The organism is Thermococcus argininiproducens (assembly GCF_023746595.1).
In the GTDB taxonomy this organism is placed as follows: Archaea; Methanobacteriota_B; Thermococci; order Thermococcales; family Thermococcaceae; genus Thermococcus_A; species Thermococcus_A argininiproducens.
On sequence record NZ_CP080572.1, the window covers coordinates 189,063 to 208,941 of the forward strand.

Here is a 19,879-nt window from a genome sequence, read left to right on the forward strand (position 1 = left end):
AGAAAAATTAACTTCTACTTTTTAACAGAGAGCCCTTCCTTATTGAGTAGCTCAGTCCATATGCAGGCCAAAGGCCAGGTGGCATTGAGTAGTGGTGAAGGTTTCTAAGAATCTTTTCTGCATGTTCTCTACTGTCTGAAATTACTTTAAGTTTATCCTTTGTTAATTCGACTGTACCGTTTGGTAACTTCAGAATAACTCTATTCCCAACTACCTCTGGTTTGGCCCTCATTAAAAGAGCCCTCAAATCTCTATATGCGTCCTCTGTTATCCTCTGCTCAATGATGCTTTCTTTTCTTTTCGATTTTAAAATCTTGCTCAACCAAAAACTACTCGAAGATTCATCATCCATTGTTAAACTCTACCTCCGGTGAGGTTCTCAAATGATTATGAGGAACCCTTCTTTTTAAGCTTTTTCTATCGTTTTTTGCCGAAATGACCAATTTATATCCAAGTTTTGTTTTTCTTCCCTGCCAGAGAACAAAATAAAGAAAACAATATAAACCCCCTTTCAAATTCCCTCTGATGCCAAAGAGAACCCAGCTTATAAAACCTAGGATACGAGAGATACTAAGTAGAAAACTCCCTTCAGAGCTAGTTAACCTCCTCCCAAAACATTGGGTCCAGCTAGGAGACGTTTTAATTCTCCCTCTCAGGGAAGAACTCCTCCCGTACAAGAAGGAGATAGCAAAAGTCTATGCAGAGGTCCTAGGTGTTAAAACCGTCTTAAGAAAAGGAAGGATAGGTGGAGAGTTTAGAGAGACAAACTACGAGATAATCTATGGAAATGATCCTGTAACAATACACAAGGAAAACGGTATTCTATATAAGTTCGACGCTTCCAAAGTTATGTTTTCTCCAGCCAATGTAAAAGAACGGGTTAGAATGGCAAGCATAGCCAATTCAAATGAATTAGTGGTCGACATGTTCGCAGGAATTGGCCATTTAAGCTTACCAATAGCAAAACACTGTAGAGCCAGGGTAATAGCCATTGAAAAAAGCCCCTACACATTCCAGTTTTTAGTTGAGAACATTGAACTTAACAGAGTTCAGGACAGAATGACCGCATATAACATAGATAACCGTGAATTTAAAGGAGAGAATATAGCGGATAGAATCCTCATGGGATACGTTGTTAAAACTCACGAATTTATTCCAAAGGCTTTAGAGATAGCAAAAAATGAAGCAATAATCCACTACCATAACACAATCCCAGAGAGATTGATGCCAAGAGAACCCTTTGCAACTTTTCAAAAAATAGCCAATGAACAGGGATATGAAACAGAGCTCTTAGAAAGTAGAATACTAAAGCGTTATGCTCCAGGAGTTTGGCATGTTGTTTTAGACGTTAAAGTGTTTAAGAAATAGAGCTTTCACAAGTGGCAAAGATAGTATAACACCCTTTTTCATCCTCTTCTATTCTGACCTCCTCCCCGCCTTGAATGGCGAGGGTTCCAACGGGTGAATCGCCGGCTACTTTTCAAATTGTCAAACCACTCATTACTACCAGCAAGAGCATTTAAACTTTTCAGTGCCCCCCCCTTTAAAGTGTTTACATCCCCCTCCCTCTCGGAAGAAGTTTTCCCACCCAAAATAAAACCACCATCTCATCAAAAACGTCAACTTTTTAATGCTTTTCTATAAGGTTTCTTCGGTGAGAGAATGAAATATAGCTGGGAAGAATTTGCGAGAAAAATGGGTGTAGAACCCCAAATTTTGGAAAATAGAGAGGCTAGGTTATTAAAAAAATTCGTGGATGATTTAGTACCTCCCACTCATTGTATAGGGTGCCAAGGGCTAGATTTGAGTATAGAAAATCCCGTTCACCATCCGAGTTATGAGCTTACTCCAGCATGCAATCACGACTGTATCTTTTGTTACTCAAATGTGGCCCTAAAGCTGGGGAAAGCACCAAAGTCAGGTTATTATGGATGGGAAAACCCATATGCAATTACAGTTTCCCAGTATGGAGAACCCCTCATAAGTCCGAAAATAATAGAAGTTAACCGGATGCTCCGTGAAAGATTTCCAAATGCGAGATTGGATTTACAAACAAATGGCTCACTTTTAACGGAAGAACTGTGGGAAAAGCTTGATTTTGATTTGGTGATGATTAGTTTGGATGCTGCTTCAAGGGAGAAGCATAAAATGATAACCAATTCTGATACCTTTGATAAAGTCGTGAATGCCCTTAGGATAGTGGGAAGGGATAAGAGCGTTCGTTCTATCGTAAGAACTATCTTTATGCCAGGTATAAACGATGAAGATATTCCAAAAATAGCAGAATTAGCAGCTTCTCTAGGCATAGATGAAATGATGCTTCAACCTTTGACAATTCATGAACTTAACGAAGAAAGATTAAAAAAAGCAGGGCTTGACTTTGAAAAAGCAGAAAGCATAAAGGAATATCTAAAAACTGCCATGGAAGCAAAGAAATATATTGACGTTAGAATAAGTGGTTGCCAACTGGCCATTTACAGAACTATGGATCCCCTTACACTCTTCAGCGCAAAGAGAATCGGAAGAGATGTTGCCCCAATAGTAAAGAGGAAAAGAGTTGAGCTTGAAGAGACCTGTGATGGAGCGTTTAGAATGAATTTAAGCAAGATAAGCCTTAAAGAACTTGTTTTGAAGCTAAAACGTTTAAATATTCCCTATAAATTCAGAAAGGATCATGTGCGCTTCTCGGATGGTAGAGCTGAGATAATCGTCTTTAAAAGTGGAAAAATACTAATAAAGGGCACTACGGAGAAAGAAGCAAGAGAACTTTATACTAAGTACTTTGTTGATCTTTCTTCCTAAAGAACGAGAGTTTCAGAAACAAATATCTTTTTAATTTTCAGCAGTTTGGTGGCCTACCCTGCCCTGAAGGACGAGATTTTCAAAAAATATAAATACTTGAGGTCTAAAAATTGCTTAATGGGAACTCATGACGATAGTAAAACATGAAGTTTTGGCAAGAATCGTTATCATCATTCTGATGTTGCTTGGGATGATAAACATTGGATTTATTGTAGATTATCATTTTCATACAAGAACAGTTAATAAAGCATGCGAAGCTCTTAAATACATCAGACTAAATGAATCGTATTTCTATAAACCAAATGGGAGTTATTATGCACATGTCTTTATTCAGGATTATAAGGATGCAGAGAGACTAACAAAAGCATTCCAAAAGTATAGGCCCCTAATAGCAGAGGATGCTTCATGCAACGAGAAAAGAGGAGTGTTTGAAATCTTTGTGAAGAGTAAGGAATACAAAGAGTTTGTAAAAGAAGCGGGAGGTCTCATTACTTGGCCAATTGAAACTTCACAGAAATCCCTAAGACCAGTCTTAAATAAAACAGGCAACATGACATACCTACGCCTTGAATACGATATTCACACCCCCTACGATTACAATAACTTTGCAATATCACTTATAAAGGCAAATGCAGTAGGTCTCGTAGTCAGTTTAACATTACTTCTCAGAAGATACAGGATTAGAGACATTCTTAAAATCTGAACATCCCAGAAATTTTTAAACTTCTAAATCTCTCTTTAACCATGCTCAAATGTTCACTTTGCATATATGATGAAAGAACAGCAAAGATCAGAATTGTAGATGGAAAGCCTCTATGCAAAGAATGCATACACTATCTCGCCCATAAGCCTGATAAGAATAAGATAAGGGGAGAACTAGAAGCACTAATGGCAAATGTAGATAGGGCAATAGTCGCTTTTTCTGGAGGAAAAGACAGCACTGTTGCTCTTTATCTTGCAAAAGAATTTTATAACATTGAAGCTGAGGCTGTGATGGTTGATCATGGCTTCATAGCAAAAGAGGCTATAGCAAATGCTAAAAGAATAGCCCAGTACTTAGATGTTCCTTTAACCATTCTCCGATATGATTACTCTGATATCTTTAAAGAAGCATTCCTCAAAGCTAAGTCCCCATGTAGGAAATGTTCATCCAGAACTATGAGAAGACTTAGAAAATATGCTCTAAAAAAGGGAATCAAGTATATAATCACAGGGCATGAACTTCCCTTTGGTCATCACCCCTACAGATTAATGAGTGATGGAATTATTCAGATCCGGCTGTTAAGCCTTATGACAGAGAAAGAAAGGTTTAAGATTCTTGAAAAACTCCCCTTCAAGTTTCCAGAGTTAGCGGGCTATACAACAAATTGCCTTGTTCTAGGACCTGCTCTCAAGAAATATTATGAGAAACACGGCTACAGCTTTGAGATGCGGAGGATAGCAGCACTGGTGAGGTACGGATTGATCAGTAAGGAAAAAGCTCTAAAAAAGATCAGCAAACCAGAAGTTCCTGAAGAAATTGAAAGGAAGATTTACAAATGTTTGAATATTTAGGATTTGAAGCAATTATTTTGAGCTTGAAACCTTCACATCCTAACTACCTTTTTGAAACGAAAACACTGCTATAACCTCAATTATTTTAAGGGGCGATTATTTTATATGTTCCAACGCTTCCATTTCTAAATTTTATGTAAACCATTCTATCTTCAAGCTTCATGGCATCTGGAGTCTTGTCAAGCCTTTTGCATGCTATCTTAACCAAATGTTTGCTTGTAAAGACACAAAGCCCATTTTTCTGCTTTCCCCCTTCATTCGCAAGGAAGTAGGCAACAGCAACGTATTTATCATTCGCATCAACCCAAAAGCCTGCGCCAAGGGCACTACCATCAATGCTTGCAACACGAGCTTTTCTAACATTACTTTCTTCGATAAGATACAAGTCTCCATTGGTTCTAACCCATAAAAATTTAGTTTCAACATATGTTGCTACAAAATAAAGCCCATCCTCAATAATTTTGACATTGGATATTACGAATCCTCCCGGAATGCTGGGACATATTTCAGTGATAACCCCTCCAGTAGTAGCATTTACCACATAGATACAGGATTTAACTCCTTGCTCATAACTTCCATGCTTAATGAAGAAAAGAGTGTCATTTTCGTAGTATTGAGGTAAAGTCATGCCACTAAATTTTCTCTCCCATACCTTAGTAAGGTTGTAGTCCAAAAACAACATCGAAGTATCTCCAAGAGGATCACCCGGATAATAAGCGTACAGCAGGATTCCATCCGAAAGACAAAGATACTCACCAGTAACACCCTCCAATGTAAAATTAGCCAAAATTGTATTGCCCCCAACTATAGTGAAACTCACGTAGTGGGCAAGACGATACTGGTAGGAACTGACTTTCACTTCAAACGGGCACTGTTTAAAGAGAGCGTTATAGTCCTCAAAACTACGATTTGATGCGTCTTTTGACTCTATTATTAAGCCTTTAGGAGAAAGATAAAAAATTAGAGAAAATAAAAATACAAAAATTAAAAATCCTTTTTTATTCATCAAAATCACCCGGTTTAACCAAACTTGATTATCCAATCCCACCCACACTGACTCCCATATTCATCTCTTGTACATATTACAAAATTTTGAGATTTCGACTCATCCGGAGCGAAACATCCTCCACAGTGTTTATTTGCCCATTTACAAAAACTTCCAACATCTCCATTTTTACAACAGGATAATACCCCAGCATAGACATAAAGCTTATAGTATTCGGCATAGTGACCTAAATCGGGTTCTGAAAGTAGTTTCAACCGATAATTTATTACCCAACATCCAGTTTTGTTGCATTCAAATTGCCAAATAATATTGCTTTCTTGATATGTGCCTTCTTTTGGATTATAGGCGGACCCATCGTAGAATAGCTTTACTTGTATTGACCCCGCATCTTTAAAGCTATAGAACCCCCTAGAATTCGCTTTTTCTACAGCCCAGTCCCAATACTTCTTTACATCTGTACTAGTAGAGGGAAACTCATAAGTACAATACTCTCCCCAGAATTTAGTAGCATTAGGGGAACTAGAATCATAAAGCCCGACCCAAACTGCTACTGGGTAGAAGAATGAGTAATACACTAACGGTGCTGATTCAGCGTTGCTTGGATCATTGACTCCTGGTAATGTGTCTTTATCTCCATAATCAAAATAACATGTTACACTCAAACATGAACTTCCCTCGTTTATTCCCCCGAAGTTGTAGGCAAGTGACTGTATTCCTGCTGTTTTCATGATTATTTGTTTTCTTCCAAGTTCTTTAAGCTTTTTGAGTGTTTGCAGTTTATCCCTCTCCTCTAAGTAAGCATAAATTCTATCCCAAATCTGCTTCTTCTTTTCTATTAGCCCTAAAGCATCTTCAACTGTAGCATTACCAGCTTTTATTTCCTTAATTGTTTCCTTAAGCTCCATATCAGTCTCAATATGCTCGTCAAAAGTCAGCTCACCACCCTGCCTGTAAAAAGCAATAAGCCAATCCAAGTCAACGTCTTTCCTAACAGGATGAACCTTCTCTATGTATTGCCTAACCAACACATCCTCCCTAGGAAGCCTGTAATAAAGAACCTCAACACCATAAGGCGTTTTCCTCGTATACTTTTTAACTAACTCTAAGCTTAGCTTTTGCCTTTTATAAGCCTCAAGTTCACTCTTCAAAAGCTGTACCTCATCCTCAAGCTTGACGATTTTCTCAAGGGTTTCAACGCTTTTAGTTCTGTTGAGTTCTGTATAAAGCTTTTGCAACTCTGCTTCATTCTGATTAATCAACCTTGTCAAATTCTCAATTTTTAAGTTAATCTCACTCAAAGCCTTGTCAACATCAAAACCCTGACAAGAACTGCAAGCACTGCAAATCCCAGAGCGAACCGGAACTCTTTCAACCTCCTGAAATTCTTCAGCAAAAGCAAAACTACTCAAAAACAACACTCCAACCACGAACAACACTACCCACCTTTGCATTCGCCCCCTCCTCAAACAGACCACTCAATAATACTATAAACAAAAGTAGTATAAAAACATTTTGCCTTCATAATATCCATTAATTACACAATAACAATCCAAACTAAATCTAGAATAGTAAAAATAAGGACACAGCAGAAACCTAAATATATCCCCTCCGCCCAATCTAATTAAAGGGAGAGCACATGAAGACAGAAGAAGTTATATGGGGAGCTGTTGCCCTTATAATCCTCTACCTTGCATGGAAAACAATAGGCCCTCTGCTGTCAGCAATATTCTTCGCTGGAGTTTTAGCCTATGCGGTGCTGCCCCTTCACAGGCGTCTTATACAGAAGACAACACCAAAAAACTCTGCTTTACTGCTAATAGCATTCGTTATTGGGATCTCTGCTTTGATAACAGCCGAGCTTGTCCTGATTATAAAAAATCTTATCATATCTTTTTACGAGGACATAATGACCTTTGTCTCATGGAGCCTGGAACTTGAACTTCCCTTCGGAACACACGATGTTCTCCAGAAACTGTACAGCCAGATTACGCCAAAACTGACTGAATATGTTCAGAACTACGCCTTTTCAGTTCCCAAATATCTCCTCCAGCTTGTGGTTTTCTTGGCAACGTTCTACGCTTTCCTCTCAAACTCTGAAGAGATAAAACAACAAATACATGCCCTAATCCCTGGGGGGCATGAAGACTTAGGAAAGAAGCTCTTAAAAAGAGCTGACGTTACTTTACAAGCCCTCATCCGAGCGTGGCTCCTCCTTAACATTGCTAAAGGGATTTTCATGACCCTAGGGTTTTGGGTATTTGGGATTACAGACTTCTCAACCGCCCTGCTACTAGGATTACTAACCATGCTCTTCAGCTTTATTCCCCTATTCGAAGGGTGGATGATATGGCTTGTTGGGGCGTTATACCTCTTTAAAAGCGGGATGCTTCTTAAAGGCATAGTACTTTCAATCTACGGTGCAGTTTTAGTATCACCTCTCCCTGACTTTACTATAAGACCCAGATTGGTGGCTAAAGAGGCAAAACTAGATGAAACAATGGTACTTGTAGGAATGATTGGCGGAGCATGGAGTTTTGGAATAAAGGGACTAATAATCGGCCCCATAGTACTAAATTTAGTAGTAGCTCTATTAAAAGAGTGGAAAAGACTCAAAGCTCTGTAGAATCAATAATATTTGCCCCTCTTTCTCTTAACTCTCTTAGGGCTCTTTTTTCGTCTTCCGCATTTATACCTTTTATTGCGTCTTGAAGAAGATAAACTTCAAAGCCCTCTTTCAATGCATCTAAGGCCGTTGCTCTAACACAGTACTCAGTTGCAACCCCACAGAGATAGACTTTTTTAACTCCTCTCTCGTTGAGGATTTCAGCTAAGTTCGTTCCTTCAAAGCCTGAATAGGCCTCTTTATCTGGCTCATCTGCTTTCGAGATTATTATCGCATCCTCGGGAAGTTCAACTACTATCTCTGCCCCTTCAGTGTTTTGGACACAGTGCCTAGGCCATGGTCCCCCTCTCTCCTTGAAACTCACGTGATTGGGTGGATGCCAATCTCTGGTGGCAACTATTAGTGATCCCCTTTTCTTAAACGTTTTAACAAGATCTTCAATCTTTGGGATTATCTTGTCCCCTTCTGGCACTGCTAATGCTCCTCCAGGCATAAAATCCCTCTGCATATCAACTATTATCAAAGCCTCCATCTCTATCCCTCCAGTTTATCTTTAAATCTAGACATATCAATTCCCTTATCAATCCCATAAAGATATCCAAGAATCTTTTTGTCTAACTCTCCGTACCTCTCAGAGAATTTCTCTAAATCCTCAAGAACCTCAAGGTGACTCCACCCTAACTGTTGAGCAATGTAATTTATCATCTCACCAAATACATCTTCATGAGTCTCTACTTTTTTAAGAGCCTCTTCATTAATTATAAGTTTCTCTCCTCTTTGCTCAATTATCCCTCTTTTTATCGCCTCATCAACGAGGTTTTTAGCCTCAATGTAATCCATAAGACCAAGCTTGAGCACGAGCGTGCCGATTAACTCAGGCTTTGAGAATTCATTTGAACCCTTATAGAGAATAGCATGTCTCAAAGCTTCCACGGATTCCACCAATTATAAATAAGAACTCAAAAAATAAAAAGTTTTGCAAATTGACCTCCTTCCTGCCCTAATGGACGAAGTCTGATTATATATCACGGACCAACTCCACCTCCACCCCAGAAAAACATTTCAAATGGGAAATCAAAGAGTTCTGAGAGTCTCCCGCCAGGGGACTGGGGATAGAAAAGGTAGGCTGTTTTAAGCTCTTTTACGCGTTTTCCTTCCATTTCATAAATATAGAGTTTTACCACTGGCAAAAACGGATATCCCTGAGCGATTACAACCTGATCAACTCTTCTGACTATTAGGCCCTCCTTTTTTGAATCTAATAGTTTGTAACCTTTTAACAGTCCAGTTGAAGGAGTACCAAGCTTTTGAATTCCTTCGATATCAAACCTGTAAAATTCATCAACTTTCATATCTTCAAAAACTTCTGTAGAAGTTAGATGGGTTTCAGTCATGGTGAATGAATACAGAGAGAGATAGTAGTCCGTTGCCTTAAACGCTGAAACGGACCAAACCAAAAGGCCTATGAAAAGCCAAGGGAGAAAACGCTTAAAAAATGGCCAAAGGCCACCTCTTATATCAGTAAATTTAAACTCCTTTTTGAGTAAATAATTTCTATTAAGATAAGCGCCATAGAGTATTATTCCCAAGCCACCAATATAATAAAATGCTATCGTGATAAGATAAGCCCCATATTCCGGACCATGCTCAAGGTACACCATTTTTCCCACCTCAGATAATAAAATCCTATAAAATTTAAAAACTTTTTCAACAATGTAAAAGTTTATATTTCAGTGGATTAAAATGGACTGGGGTGATACAAATGGAACAAAGAACCCACCGTTTAACTTCAAAAGATCTCGTTGGAAAAGTGAGAAAGATTGGAGAGGGATACGCAGAAGTTGAGCTTAAGGCCATAGAAGAAATGAGAGTAGATGAATACGGATTAATTCATGGAGGTTTTACATTTGGCCTTGCAGACTACGCAGCGATGCTTGCAGTTAACGAGCCCACTGTAGTACTGGGAAGGGCAGAGGTAAAGTTTACCAAACCCGTTAAGATTGGAGACAAACTCTTAGCAAAGGCAAAAATAACGGAAGACCAAGGAAGGAGAAAAATAGTATTCGTTGAGGTTTTTAACCAAGAGAATGATAAAGTTTTCGAGGGGACGTTTTACTGCTACGTTTTAGAGAAGCATGTCCTCGACTGACCTACTTTCGCTCTAAAGAGTGAAGCTTCCAGCCCATAGGAGACGTGAACTTCCATCTTACAAAACTTTTTTATATGATAATATCGAAACTCGATATCGTGATCCGATATGATGAGACGTCTCATTCTCGGCTTTATGGGTCTACATATTCTCCACCATGCAAGCAAAGAGCCTATAAGTGGAAGTTTTATGATGGAAGAACTCAAAAAACATGATTATAATGTCAGTCCTGGGACAATGTATCCCTTACTCCAAAAAATGGAGAGATTAGGCCTCTTAAAAAGCCACTGGGAAATACGAAATGGCAGGCGTGTTAGGTTCTACGAAATAACCCCCAAAGGTCTTCAAATGCTTGAAGAAGGAAAAAAGAGAATAAAAGAGCTCTGTATGGAGATCTTGGGTGATCCACATGAGCAATGAACAAAAGAAGATCTTTGGAATAAGCTGGAACGTATTCCTCCTTGGTCTTGTAAGTTTTTTAAATGACATGAGCAGTGAAATGATAGCACCAATAGTCCCTACATATTTGACAGACGTTCTTGGGATTGGAAAGGCCATAAGTGGTTCAATAATGGGACTCATAGAGAGTTTAAGTTCACTATTTAAAGTTCTTTTTGGTTACATAAGTGATGTTTTTAGGAAAAGAAAAGTATTTGTTGCTCTTGGTTACCTACTATCAACAATATCAAAAGGTGCTTTAGCGTTTACACGCTCATGGTGGGATTTTTTAACTCTCAGAGTTCTTGATAGAGTTGGAAAAGGCATAAGAACGGCCCCTAGGGATGCCCTTATAGCTGAATCAAGTGAAAAGGGAAAAAGCGGAAGATCATTTGGTTTTCACAGAATGATGGATACTCTTGGAGCCGTGGCTGGACCATTAGTTGCAATAGGTTTGTTAGCTCTCCTAAAGAATTACCCAATACGAGTAGCATACCAATATGTATTTTTGCTTTCAGCCATTCCAGGTATTGTAGGCATCTTACTAGTGGTGTTTTTGGTTAAAGACAAGGGTGAAGAGGTTAAGAAAAAGATAAAGGGAATATCTGCTCTTAAAAGCCGAAATTTGCGGATGTTCTTAGGGATAGTCGCTCTTGGGGCTCTTGGGAGATACAGCTATGCATTTACACTTTGGAAGGCTAAGGAACTTGGCTATTCTGTCGTCCAAGGTCTCGGGTTTTATGCAATTTTCAATGCAATTTATGCTTTCTCAGCATATCCCATAGGATACTACTCAGATAAGGTCAGTAAAAAAAGTATCATAACTCTTGGCTTCGGAGTAGCAGCCCTAGCTTCACTTTTATTTGCGTATTCAAAAAACCTACCTATGCTTTTGGCGGCATTCATATTTTATGGCGTTTATATAGCCATTGAAGACACAATCCCAAGGGCTTATATGGCAGATCTTGCAAAGGATTTTGAAAAAGGAACTGTGATTGGAGCGTATCATACCATTTTCGGGATCTTCGTATTCCCTGCATCAATAATAGTGGGTTATCTTTGGCAAGAGTATTCCCTTAAGATAGGCTTTCTCTATGCAGCAATCATTAATACCCTTGCCATGATATTGATGGTGAGCTTTGTACGGGACTAAGCCTGTCACTTCTCTATTATTTCCATTTGTAGTAAAAACAAATGACAATAACACATCTCATCTTCAAAAGACTATTGTCAGAAAGACTAAAAAAGGAGTACACAAACAAAAATGGGAGGTCAAAGAATGAAAAGAATTTTAATCATTGGCACCGGTGGTACAATTGCAAGTACAAAGACTGAAGCAGGCTATAAAAGTGTCCTTAGTGTGGACGAGATTCTCAATCTAGCCGGAATAAAACTAAGAAATGGATATAAAATAGACAGAGCCAATGTTCTGAACCTAGACAGCACTTTAATACAACCTGAAGACTGGGAAATTATAGCTAAGGAAGTTTTCAAAGCTCTTGACGAATACGACGGAATAGTTATAACCCACGGGACTGATACTCTAGGATATACGGCTTCAATGCTAAGTTTCATGTTAAGAAACGTTAACAAGCCAGTTGTGTTAACCGGTTCTATGCTACCGATCACAGAAAAGGGGAGTGACGCCCCCAGGAATCTCAAGGCTGCCATAAAGTTTGCAATGGAGGAGGTTGCAGGAGTTTTCGTTGCTTTCATGGACAAAATAATGCTTGGATGCAGAGCTTCTAAAGTTAGGGCTTTGGGACTAAACGCTTTCATGAGTATAAACTATCCCGATGTTGCCTATGTAAAGGGTGAAAAGATTTTGTATAACATTTCCAAGGAAAAATTCAGACCAAATGGTGAGCCTCAACTGGATATAAAATACGATCCACGCGTTGTGTTTTTAAGAATCATTCCTGGACTAGGCGAGGAGGTTATAGAGGCTATCATTAACACAGGATATAGAGGGATAGTTCTAGAAGGATACGGGGCTGGAGGTATTCCATATAGAAAGAGAAACCTACTGGATAAAATAAAAGAAATTGCTCCAAAAATCCCAGTGGTGATGACAACTCAAGCCATCCACGATGGGGTTGATATGACAAAATACGAAGTAGGACGAAAGGCATTAGAGACTGGAATCATCCCTGCAAAAGATATGACAAAGGAAGCAACTGTTACAAAACTTATGTGGGCACTTGGACACACAAAAGACGTGGAAGAGGTAAGAAAAATAATGCACACGAACTACGTAAATGAAATAGAAGGTTAAACCTTTTCTAGCATCTCCACCATTTCTGGGGTTATCGTGAGAGGTTTTTTCACCTCATATACGTCTGCAACTTCCCAGATAACATCCCCTTTGTTAATTGCTTTAACATAGCGCTCTGCAAGCTCTTGAGCTTTCTCAAGAGAATCAGCCTCAATGACCCTTCTTACATACCATTTTCTTGAACCATATCTAAGTTTAAACTCGGCCATGTACATGGTTACCACCCATAAGAAGTTAACTTTAAGAATATAAAAGGTTTAAGTCCAATGAAGACTGACCCCCTCCCTGCCGTGAACGGCGAGGGTTCCAACGAGTTAACCCCTCGCCACGGACGGGACTTTCAAAAGGTAAAAGATGACATCTCTTCCTGTTGATCATATGGATGACGCCTCTGCGTTCCAGTGATTATTTTGTTATTTAAAGACTATCTTTTGTGCATTAAGATGATTATTAATATAACAACAACTAATAAAGGAACCAAAAATAGTAGGTTATTACTTATACTCGACTCCATTTCTGGGACGTTCGAAGTATTATCTATTTTTGGTTCTGAGTTTTTCGAAAATAGGGGATAAAGAGTGGCGTTAATAACCTCGTGTTCACACGAAGCTACGAGAACCTCTTGAGTATAATTTTTGTATCCTTTAGCTACAACCTCAATATAATATTTACCTTCTGGCAGTTCATATTGCAAAAGAGGTACTATTCCTACACTTGTTCCATTTACATAAACTTCTGCATTAGAGACATTTGAAAATACATTCAAATAGCCTATTCCTTTAATCTTAACAATTTTAACTTCTCCAGACCCAAGAGAGATGTTCTCAACATGATTAATGCACCCATCCCTAGTCACTCTAACTTCATATCTTCCAGGAACTAGAGTAATGTTGTTAGGGGCGTCTGCAATATATGTACCATTCAAATGAATTTCCCCATAGGGTGCAAGTATCATGAGAGTTGAGGGCTCATATGACAATGCTTTAAAAACATAAAACCCGTTCCCACTTGCAATTACATGATTATCTACATAGATGGTATGCCTAATAGTTTTTCCAGTTTCAAACGCGAGATCTCTCTTTCCGCTCTCATTAAAAACATATATCTTCCCCCTCTTTGTTGCAACTATTAAACTTTTATCAAACAGTGAAACATCAGCGATATCTTTAATATTTTTACTCCACAGAAGCTTTCCGTTCATATTCAAAAAGTATAATTCAGAGGGAGTTATGACACCAATGTATTTACCATTATTTGATATCTCAACATCCACAAGTGATCTGAATTTTCTTTTCCAAAAGAGAGTACCATTTCTACTAAAAAGTAAAATACTTGCATTTTTCTTAAAATAGAGTTCTTGATAAGTATCAAAGCTTACAACAAGTGAACTGTTTCCACCTATCAAAACTTTGTAGACATAATTAGTCTGGTACTCCCATAACATTTTAGTATTGTCATCTATGAGTCTAATAAAATAAACTGTACCATTACTTGAACTTCCAGTTATCATGTATTCACCATTTACAAACAATCTATCTCCAAGTTTTAATTTCCATAATAATCTCCCTTCTCTATTGAAGAGATAAACATAACCCCTAGAATCCCCAGCAATTACATATCTTCTCATCACAAAAACATTATTGACCCATGGGCACTCTTTTTTCCAGAGTATTTTGCCATCATTCCTAATGAGATATACATATCCAGTTGAATTTTCTTGAACGGCGAGCGCTATTGTAGTGTTGTGATACGAAATTGAAAGTATAAAATCCCCTAACATCTCCTTACTCCATAAAATCTCCCCATTTCTAAAGAAGTATACACTCGCATTTCCATCACATACCTCATACATTCCCCTATTTACCTCAGATTCATAATAACATTTGGCATTAATTCCAACTACCACAAAACTTCCATTCCCAGAAATTCCAGAAACATTGCGAGTAAACGTGTAACCCCACCAAAAACCTAAATAAGCAAATGAATTACCAGTGAAGAAAAGCATGGAAAATAAAAACAAGATTAGACGCTTCATCTACCTCCCTCAGCTGTTTTCTTGGGGAATATAGATCCAACCAGACCTATCTTCATGTGGAAAGTTTTGGGAAGCTGAGTCATCTGGAGCAAAACATGCCTCACAATGTCTATTAGACCAATGACATCCATAAGGATTATCATGAGAACTGCTACTTCTGCAACAGTTAGACCTTAAAGCTCTTGAAAAAACTCTAATTACGTATTCTCCATTGGGGATTGTGAGTGGATTGTTAGGATATGGGAGTCTGGGTCGATAACTTGTTACCCAGCAGTTGGTGGCAGAGTTACATTCAAACTGCCATATTAAGTTCGCGATTTGGTATTCTCCTGTGGATGGGTTGTACGCCATTCCATCGTAGAAGTATTTTATCTGAACAGACTTTGCTCTGGTATCGTAGTATCTTGCTAATTCCCAATATTCATGTAATCTACTTTCTTCTTTGAATGTATAAGTGCAAAATTCCCCCAAGTAATAGTCTCTGTTTGGTTCACTTGAAGAGTACACTCCAACCCACACTGCAATTGGAGTCAGATCTTCAAAAAATGGTGTTCCGGGATAATTATATGACGGAAGAACTTGTTTCAGCGAGTTAACTCCACAATATGGAGTACCATCAATATTCGTTTCTGTACAAGGGTACCTGAGTCCAAGCTCACTATGATAAATAACTTCATCCTCTCTATATGATACTATTCCCCATGCCTTCATGATTGTTTGCCGTCTTCCTAGTTCTCTAAGAGTCTTTATTGTTTGGAGTTTATCTCTCTCCTCCAAGTATCTGTAAATTTCACTCCAAAGTTTTCTTTTCTCTCGAATAAGCCTTAATGCATCCTCGATTGTACCATTGCCAGCTTTAATCTCCTTAAGTATATCCCTAAGCCTCATATCAACCTCAATGTAGTCATCAAAAGTCAACTCACTAGCTTGCCTATAAAACGCAATAAGCCAATCCAAGTTAACATCCCTCTTAACCGGATTGAGTTCCCTAACATACTTCTCTACTAGTTTACTCTCCCTAGGAAGTCTGTAATATAGAACCTCAATACAATAGGCTGTTTTACGAGTATACTTTTTAATCAATACCAAATTAAGCCTTTGACGCTTGTAAAGCTCAAGTTCACTCCTCAAAAGCTGAACTTCCTCCTCAAACTTAATTATTTCTTCAAGAGTCTCAATATTCCCAGTCCTATTAAATTCATTATAGAGCGTGTACAATTCCACTTCTTTCTGGTTAATCACACTGCTCAAATTTGCAATTTTTGCATTTACCTCATTTAAAGCCCTATCAAAGTCAAAGCCTCGACAAGAGCAACTCTCACACTCTTCACTCCCAACTTGCAAATCCCCGAGTTCCTGAGCAGTAACAAACACACTCAAAAACATTATCTCAATCACGAACACCATTATACACTTTTGCATCCGCCCCCCCCAATAATAATCCTCATGATTATAATGAAGAGAAGTAATATAAAAATATTTTGTTGTTCTATCAATCAGACCATGATAAACAGAAAAAAACAGAAACTATATCATAAACCCTTTTTTAATTTCACCACTTGTTTTGCAAATTCCTCAAGAACCTCCTTTCTTTTGCCCTCAAAGAACTTTATTGAACCTGCAAAGCTGTGACCACCACCTTCAACCCCAGCATCAGGTAGTTTTTCCTGAAGTACTTTTATTATGAGATTTAAATCAAAATTATAAACCTGCATCCCGTCACTTGCCCTAACTACTGCAAAGTCTGGCCCATATGCAAGGGTTAAAATCGGGCTATCCTCACCATGCTGCTCTTTGAAATAGTCATGGATTAGTCCACTGAGCTTTCCTGGAGCAGGATACTCAAACTTCGGAGCGTACAGCTCAATATCTATTGTGTTAAACCTTATTCCATTTGGTAGCACAATGCTCTTAACATGAGGTAATGACGCTTTCAATGCTTTTTCTTGCTTTTCCACTACCTCGGGGTAGATAGAGTCTATTAACTTTCTATGCCTTTGTAGATTGCCTGTGAGAAGAAGTATTTCATCTATGATACCGTGTCCATCCATAAATTTCCAGTAGTATGATTCATGATCAATGACTTCTGCTATCTTCTTGAGGTCCTCTTCTTCGAGACCTTTTACCTCTTTCGCAATTTTCAAGTATTGTTCAAACTCTGGAGCATCACTCCTATCTCCAGTTCCAGCTATTGCTGGAAGATGACGGATTTTCTCCTCAACTGGAGGATATATAAAGCGTGCTAATTCAGTAGCAAGCATACCAGCTGTTAGTTCATAATAACCCCTCTTCACTAGGTGGGGGTTCACATGAACATCTACATATTCATCAACAGCCGCCTTATCTTCACTTATGAATTCTCTCGGATCATGATGATCAACGACAACTATTGGGACCCCATAAGCCTTTATACGCTTGTATGCCGGAATATCCTCTACTGTTCCTCCGTTATCTACTATAACAAGAAGTGGAAGTGGATCGCCAAACCTCTCATGGTCCTCAATCATGAAAATTATGTCTTTAAGCACGTCCTCAAGTTCATAAAAGGGGGCCCTGCTCGGTCTTCTCTTAAAGAACTTCCATTTTGCCTGCGGATCTGGCGAAAATTCCTCCAGAAGAGGTACGATGGCATATTCAAGTGCAAGGCCAGCGGTATATCCATCTGTGTCAGCATGATGTCTCACAATTATTGGCCTCCCTTCAAAAACGGCCTTTCTGATTATAAACGCGGCTTCCATAATCTTGGGCTTTAACTTCTCTAAAACTTCACTTTTAATAAGAAAGCCAACATCTGCAGGTTGTGCTCTTTTGTTAAGCTCTTCTTCAATCTTCTTCTTAACCTCTGCTGCATCAGGACCCCAAAGGCGGGACATATCGCTAGTTTCTATTTGAATTTCTCCTGCATGGAAGGAAACCTTCCCAATTATTTCAACTATGTCTCCCACTTCAATATTTGGATACGCTCTCACTCCAGGAGCCTCGAAGGCAGCCGCCCACGTTACACCCGTTCCATCGGTTATCGTGAAAACTGTTGGACCTCCAGTAACCTGAATTTGAGTCACTTTCCCTCTAATCCTGATAGTTTTTCCGGCCATTTCCTTGGTTAACTCTCCAATCTCTGTAATTGGAAGCTCTTTTCTTACGTAGACCTCTTTATAGTGTCTTAAAGCAGACTCTATGAGATCCACCTCTTTTTTCTCTGGCCTTACGTCCAAAACTTGGATTAGTATCTCCTCTCCTGGTTTGTACTCTCGTCTGCCGAGGAGATCTTTTTTCTTTATTAAACCTGTTACATGTGGATTAAGGCCTACAAAGACTCCAAAACGTTCCACTCTCTCAATAACACCTTTGTAGACCTTCCCAACTTCTACATCTTCATAATCACAGGTCTTGTCTAGAATATAAACTACTTTATATCTCCTTTCACACTCAGAACATACCCAAGAAGACTCCATACCAGGTTCCCAAGGCTCTTTGATTTTCCCACAGATGTCACACGCTAAAACTCTTCCTGTTCCCCCGCATGTAGGGCATGTATCATAGACAGGTACAACACCTTTTCCATGACATTCAGGACATGGAATTTCATCCACTTCATCCTCTACTCCGAAGTACTCAAGATTACGATAACCTTTAAGCTTATCCCCCACTTTGAAATCCGCAGATACATATCCCCACCCATTACAAATTTCACACTCTTTCTCACCGCTCTTTACCTTCCCGCTTCCATGGCATTCGGGACAATCTTTAACCACCATCTCTCACACCTCTCACAAACTTAGAAGGGACTATTCAATGAGACCAACCAAAACTTATAACTCTTTCCTTAATCTTCCTTGGCAAACAATACCCAGAAAGTTACCATGGAAAGCGCATAGAGCCCCCCAGTTATGAAAAACGGCACTGTTAAAGAGAGATCGAATATTCTCCCCCCAATAAGTTGGCCTATACCGAAAGTAGCTGTCCAAGATAGGTTCCTCAAGGCCAAAGCTGTTGCTCTCTCTTCTTTGGTAAAGAAACGCATCATAAAGGCATCCCATATTGGATTAACAATGTTCATAAAGATCGTTCTAATAGTATATATGACCGCGGCCACAGGGAAAGTTGGAGACAAAGGCATCATCAATATCAAAGCAGTTGCGCTGCCATTGAAGCCCACTATTGTCTTCACACTTCCAAACTTATCCGCGATCATTGGAAGGGTAAATGTTCCAATTCCCATTATAAACTGTTGAAGTGCAAAAAGTCCACCAATACTTTCCAAGCTAGTCCCAAATCGCTTGTTGAACCATAAACCCATGTAAGGAATCGTAACTCCAGCACCAAGACCTATTAAAGCCGATGGAAGGGAGAATTTAAGGATCTTGACCATGAGTTCTCTCTCAAGCTTAAGTTTCTTCTCCTCTCTTCCCAAAACTGGTGAAACAAGGAAAATAAAGATCCCTTGGATTGGGATTAATAAAGCAACAAATAAAAGAGTCATCTTATAGGGGTTCGAACCATCTAGGAGCTTTGGTAACAAGCCACCTAGATACATACCTAGTGCTGCCCCAATTGTTCCCAGCGCAGCATTCAAGCTAAAAAGATAATGTCTTTTCTCTTCACTTACCTCTTCGCTTAAGAGAGACATTAATGCAGGGCCTTCTAATGCCATGCCAATACCAAATATTGCCGACGCAAGGGCAAAAGCCCAAAATTGAGGCACAAAAACCTGGAGGAGCCTACCAATAAAGAATAGACCCACTGCTACTAAAATTGTCCTTCTATACCCCAACTTAACACTTATTTGTCCCGAAGCTAAAAGCAAGGAGGCCTGGAATATTGTTGAAATGGAGAAGAGAACACCAATTTTAGAGAAGTTCATTCCAAGGGAGGAGTAATAAAAAGGGAGTATAAACCACGCTATATTCCCACCTAACCAGCCCATAAAGGAATAAACTATGACAAGTTTTGCATCTCTGCTAAAACCACGATAGTTCTGAATCGACATCATGATT

Annotated in this window: 19 protein-coding genes and 1 pseudogene; 9 read left to right on the forward strand and 11 right to left on the reverse strand. The window is 39.0% G+C overall.

Translation table 11 applies throughout. The features are described from left to right. Positions 1 to 7: 7 nt before the first annotated feature. Positions 8 to 352, reverse strand: a complete 345-nt coding sequence (locus K1720_RS00970; RefSeq protein ID WP_251949371.1) for a hypothetical protein — start codon at positions 350 to 352, stop codon at positions 8 to 10. 173 nt (positions 353 to 525) lie between these two features. On the opposite strand from K1720_RS00970, the gene K1720_RS00975 reads away from it, so the two are divergent. From K1720_RS00975 to K1720_RS00990, 4 genes and pseudogenes are all read left to right on the forward strand, one after another. Continuing rightward, positions 526 to 1,368, forward strand: a complete 843-nt coding sequence (locus K1720_RS00975) for a class I SAM-dependent methyltransferase (RefSeq protein WP_251949372.1) — start codon at positions 526 to 528, stop codon at positions 1,366 to 1,368. 294 nt (positions 1,369 to 1,662) lie between these two features. Continuing rightward, a pseudogene (locus K1720_RS00980) lies at positions 1,663 to 2,559 on the forward strand (radical SAM protein); the annotation flags it as partial. 370 nt (positions 2,560 to 2,929) lie between these two features. After that, positions 2,930 to 3,505, forward strand: a complete 576-nt coding sequence (locus tag K1720_RS00985) for a hypothetical protein (protein WP_251949373.1) — start codon at positions 2,930 to 2,932, stop codon at positions 3,503 to 3,505. Positions 3,506 to 3,546: 41 nt separating this feature from the next. Continuing rightward, positions 3,547 to 4,356, forward strand: coding sequence for a 7-cyano-7-deazaguanine synthase (locus tag K1720_RS00990; RefSeq protein ID WP_251949374.1), 810 nt, complete (start codon positions 3,547 to 3,549; stop codon positions 4,354 to 4,356). A gap of 85 nt (positions 4,357 to 4,441) precedes the next feature. Here K1720_RS00990 and K1720_RS00995 read toward each other — a convergent pair whose 3' ends face one another. Further along, positions 4,442 to 5,362, reverse strand: coding sequence for a hypothetical protein (locus K1720_RS00995; RefSeq protein ID WP_251949375.1), 921 nt, complete (start codon positions 5,360 to 5,362; stop codon positions 4,442 to 4,444). Positions 5,363 to 5,376: 14 nt separating this feature from the next. Continuing rightward, positions 5,377 to 6,813 (reverse strand): hypothetical protein, encoded by a 1,437-nt coding sequence (locus tag K1720_RS01000; RefSeq protein ID WP_251949376.1) that lies wholly within the window; start codon positions 6,811 to 6,813, stop codon positions 5,377 to 5,379. A gap of 185 nt (positions 6,814 to 6,998) precedes the next feature. On the opposite strand from K1720_RS01000, the gene K1720_RS01005 reads away from it, so the two are divergent. Next, positions 6,999 to 7,985, forward strand: coding sequence for an AI-2E family transporter (locus tag K1720_RS01005; protein ID WP_251949377.1), 987 nt, complete (start codon positions 6,999 to 7,001; stop codon positions 7,983 to 7,985). Here the strand turns inward: K1720_RS01005 and K1720_RS01010 are convergent. The 3 genes from K1720_RS01010 to K1720_RS01020 form a co-directional block, all read right to left on the reverse strand. Then, the gene (locus K1720_RS01010) at positions 7,972 to 8,517 is read right to left on the reverse strand and encodes a nicotinamidase (protein WP_251949378.1); all 546 of its coding nucleotides are present in this window, start codon (positions 8,515 to 8,517) and stop codon (positions 7,972 to 7,974) included. The genes K1720_RS01005 and K1720_RS01010 overlap by 14 nt on opposite strands. A 2-nt stretch (positions 8,518 to 8,519) precedes the next feature. After that, a complete protein-coding gene (locus K1720_RS01015) occupies positions 8,520 to 8,927 on the reverse strand; it encodes a hypothetical protein (RefSeq protein WP_423837314.1) in 408 nt (135 codons plus the stop codon). Positions 8,928 to 9,010: 83 nt separating this feature from the next. After that, a complete protein-coding gene (locus K1720_RS01020) occupies positions 9,011 to 9,646 on the reverse strand; it encodes a hypothetical protein (protein WP_251949379.1) in 636 nt (211 codons plus the stop codon). Between the two features lie 101 nt (positions 9,647 to 9,747). Between K1720_RS01020 and K1720_RS01025 the strand changes: the two genes are divergently transcribed. The 4 genes from K1720_RS01025 to K1720_RS01040 all read left to right on the forward strand — a co-directional run bounded on the left by K1720_RS01025 (position 9,748) and on the right by K1720_RS01040 (position 12,847). Then, positions 9,748 to 10,134, forward strand: a complete 387-nt coding sequence (locus tag K1720_RS01025; protein WP_251949380.1) for a PaaI family thioesterase — start codon at positions 9,748 to 9,750, stop codon at positions 10,132 to 10,134. Between the two features lie 108 nt (positions 10,135 to 10,242). Next, positions 10,243 to 10,554 (forward strand): PadR family transcriptional regulator, encoded by a 312-nt coding sequence (locus K1720_RS01030; RefSeq protein ID WP_251949381.1) that lies wholly within the window; start codon positions 10,243 to 10,245, stop codon positions 10,552 to 10,554. After that, complete coding sequence (locus K1720_RS01035; RefSeq protein WP_251949383.1) at positions 10,544 to 11,725, forward strand: MFS transporter; 1,182 nt, start codon at positions 10,544 to 10,546, stop codon at positions 11,723 to 11,725. Before K1720_RS01030 ends, K1720_RS01035 begins: the two co-directional genes overlap by 11 nt. 126 nt (positions 11,726 to 11,851) lie before the next feature. After that, the gene (locus K1720_RS01040) at positions 11,852 to 12,847 is read left to right on the forward strand and encodes an asparaginase (RefSeq protein WP_251949384.1); all 996 of its coding nucleotides are present in this window, start codon (positions 11,852 to 11,854) and stop codon (positions 12,845 to 12,847) included. Here the strand turns inward: K1720_RS01040 and K1720_RS01045 are convergent. The 5 genes from K1720_RS01045 to K1720_RS01065 all read right to left on the reverse strand — a co-directional run bounded on the left by K1720_RS01045 (position 12,844) and on the right by K1720_RS01065 (position 19,872). Beyond that, entirely contained in the window at positions 12,844 to 13,062 is a 219-nt protein-coding gene (locus tag K1720_RS01045; protein ID WP_251950433.1) for a hypothetical protein, read from the reverse strand. The genes K1720_RS01040 and K1720_RS01045 overlap by 4 nt on opposite strands. Positions 13,063 to 13,271: 209 nt before the next feature. Next, positions 13,272 to 14,882 carry a PEGA domain-containing protein gene (locus tag K1720_RS01050; protein ID WP_251949386.1) on the reverse strand — a complete coding sequence of 537 codons (1,611 nt, stop codon included), beginning with the start codon at positions 14,880 to 14,882 and terminating at the stop codon, positions 13,272 to 13,274. Positions 14,883 to 14,891: 9 nt separating this feature from the next. After that, on the reverse strand, positions 14,892 to 16,304 hold the full coding sequence (locus tag K1720_RS01055; RefSeq protein ID WP_251949388.1) for a V-type ATP synthase subunit I domain-containing protein: 1,413 nt from the start codon (positions 16,302 to 16,304) through the stop codon (positions 14,892 to 14,894). Positions 16,305 to 16,414: 110 nt separating this feature from the next. After that, positions 16,415 to 18,640: a DHH family phosphoesterase gene (locus K1720_RS01060; protein WP_251949389.1), complete on the reverse strand. Its 2,226-nt coding sequence runs from the start codon at positions 18,638 to 18,640 to the stop codon at positions 16,415 to 16,417. Positions 18,641 to 18,708: 68 nt separating this feature from the next. Further along, complete coding sequence (locus tag K1720_RS01065; protein ID WP_251949390.1) at positions 18,709 to 19,872, reverse strand: MFS transporter; 1,164 nt, start codon at positions 19,870 to 19,872, stop codon at positions 18,709 to 18,711. Between the last annotated feature and the right edge of the window lie 7 nt (positions 19,873 to 19,879).

Excerpts from the sequence above, each read along its gene's own strand:
- K1720_RS00970 (WP_251949371.1), bottom strand. The coding sequence starts at position 352 with ATGGATGATGAATCTTCGAGTAGTTTTTGGTTGAGCAAGATTTTAAAA.
- K1720_RS00975 (WP_251949372.1), top strand. The coding sequence starts at position 526 with ATGCCAAAGAGAACCCAGCTTATAAAACCTAGGATACGAGAGATACTA.
- K1720_RS00985 (WP_251949373.1), top strand. The coding sequence starts at position 2,930 with ATGACGATAGTAAAACATGAAGTTTTGGCAAGAATCGTTATCATCATT.
- K1720_RS00990 (WP_251949374.1), top strand. The coding sequence starts at position 3,547 with ATGCTCAAATGTTCACTTTGCATATATGATGAAAGAACAGCAAAGATC.
- K1720_RS00995 (WP_251949375.1), bottom strand. The coding sequence starts at position 5,362 with ATGAATAAAAAAGGATTTTTAATTTTTGTATTTTTATTTTCTCTAATT.
- K1720_RS01000 (WP_251949376.1), bottom strand. The coding sequence starts at position 6,813 with ATGCAAAGGTGGGTAGTGTTGTTCGTGGTTGGAGTGTTGTTTTTGAGT.
- K1720_RS01005 (WP_251949377.1), top strand. The coding sequence starts at position 6,999 with ATGAAGACAGAAGAAGTTATATGGGGAGCTGTTGCCCTTATAATCCTC.
- K1720_RS01010 (WP_251949378.1), bottom strand. The coding sequence starts at position 8,517 with ATGGAGGCTTTGATAATAGTTGATATGCAGAGGGATTTTATGCCTGGA.
- K1720_RS01020 (WP_251949379.1), bottom strand. The coding sequence starts at position 9,646 with ATGGTGTACCTTGAGCATGGTCCGGAATATGGGGCTTATCTTATCACG.
- K1720_RS01025 (WP_251949380.1), top strand. The coding sequence starts at position 9,748 with ATGGAACAAAGAACCCACCGTTTAACTTCAAAAGATCTCGTTGGAAAA.
- K1720_RS01030 (WP_251949381.1), top strand. The coding sequence starts at position 10,243 with ATGATGAGACGTCTCATTCTCGGCTTTATGGGTCTACATATTCTCCAC.
- K1720_RS01035 (WP_251949383.1), top strand. The coding sequence starts at position 10,544 with ATGAGCAATGAACAAAAGAAGATCTTTGGAATAAGCTGGAACGTATTC.
- K1720_RS01040 (WP_251949384.1), top strand. The coding sequence starts at position 11,852 with ATGAAAAGAATTTTAATCATTGGCACCGGTGGTACAATTGCAAGTACA.
- K1720_RS01045 (WP_251950433.1), bottom strand. The coding sequence starts at position 13,062 with ATGTACATGGCCGAGTTTAAACTTAGATATGGTTCAAGAAAATGGTAT.
- K1720_RS01050 (WP_251949386.1), bottom strand. The coding sequence starts at position 14,882 with ATGAAGCGTCTAATCTTGTTTTTATTTTCCATGCTTTTCTTCACTGGT.
- K1720_RS01055 (WP_251949388.1), bottom strand. The coding sequence starts at position 16,304 with ATGCAAAAGTGTATAATGGTGTTCGTGATTGAGATAATGTTTTTGAGT.
- K1720_RS01060 (WP_251949389.1), bottom strand. The coding sequence starts at position 18,640 with ATGGTGGTTAAAGATTGTCCCGAATGCCATGGAAGCGGGAAGGTAAAG.
- K1720_RS01065 (WP_251949390.1), bottom strand. The coding sequence starts at position 19,872 with ATGTCGATTCAGAACTATCGTGGTTTTAGCAGAGATGCAAAACTTGTC.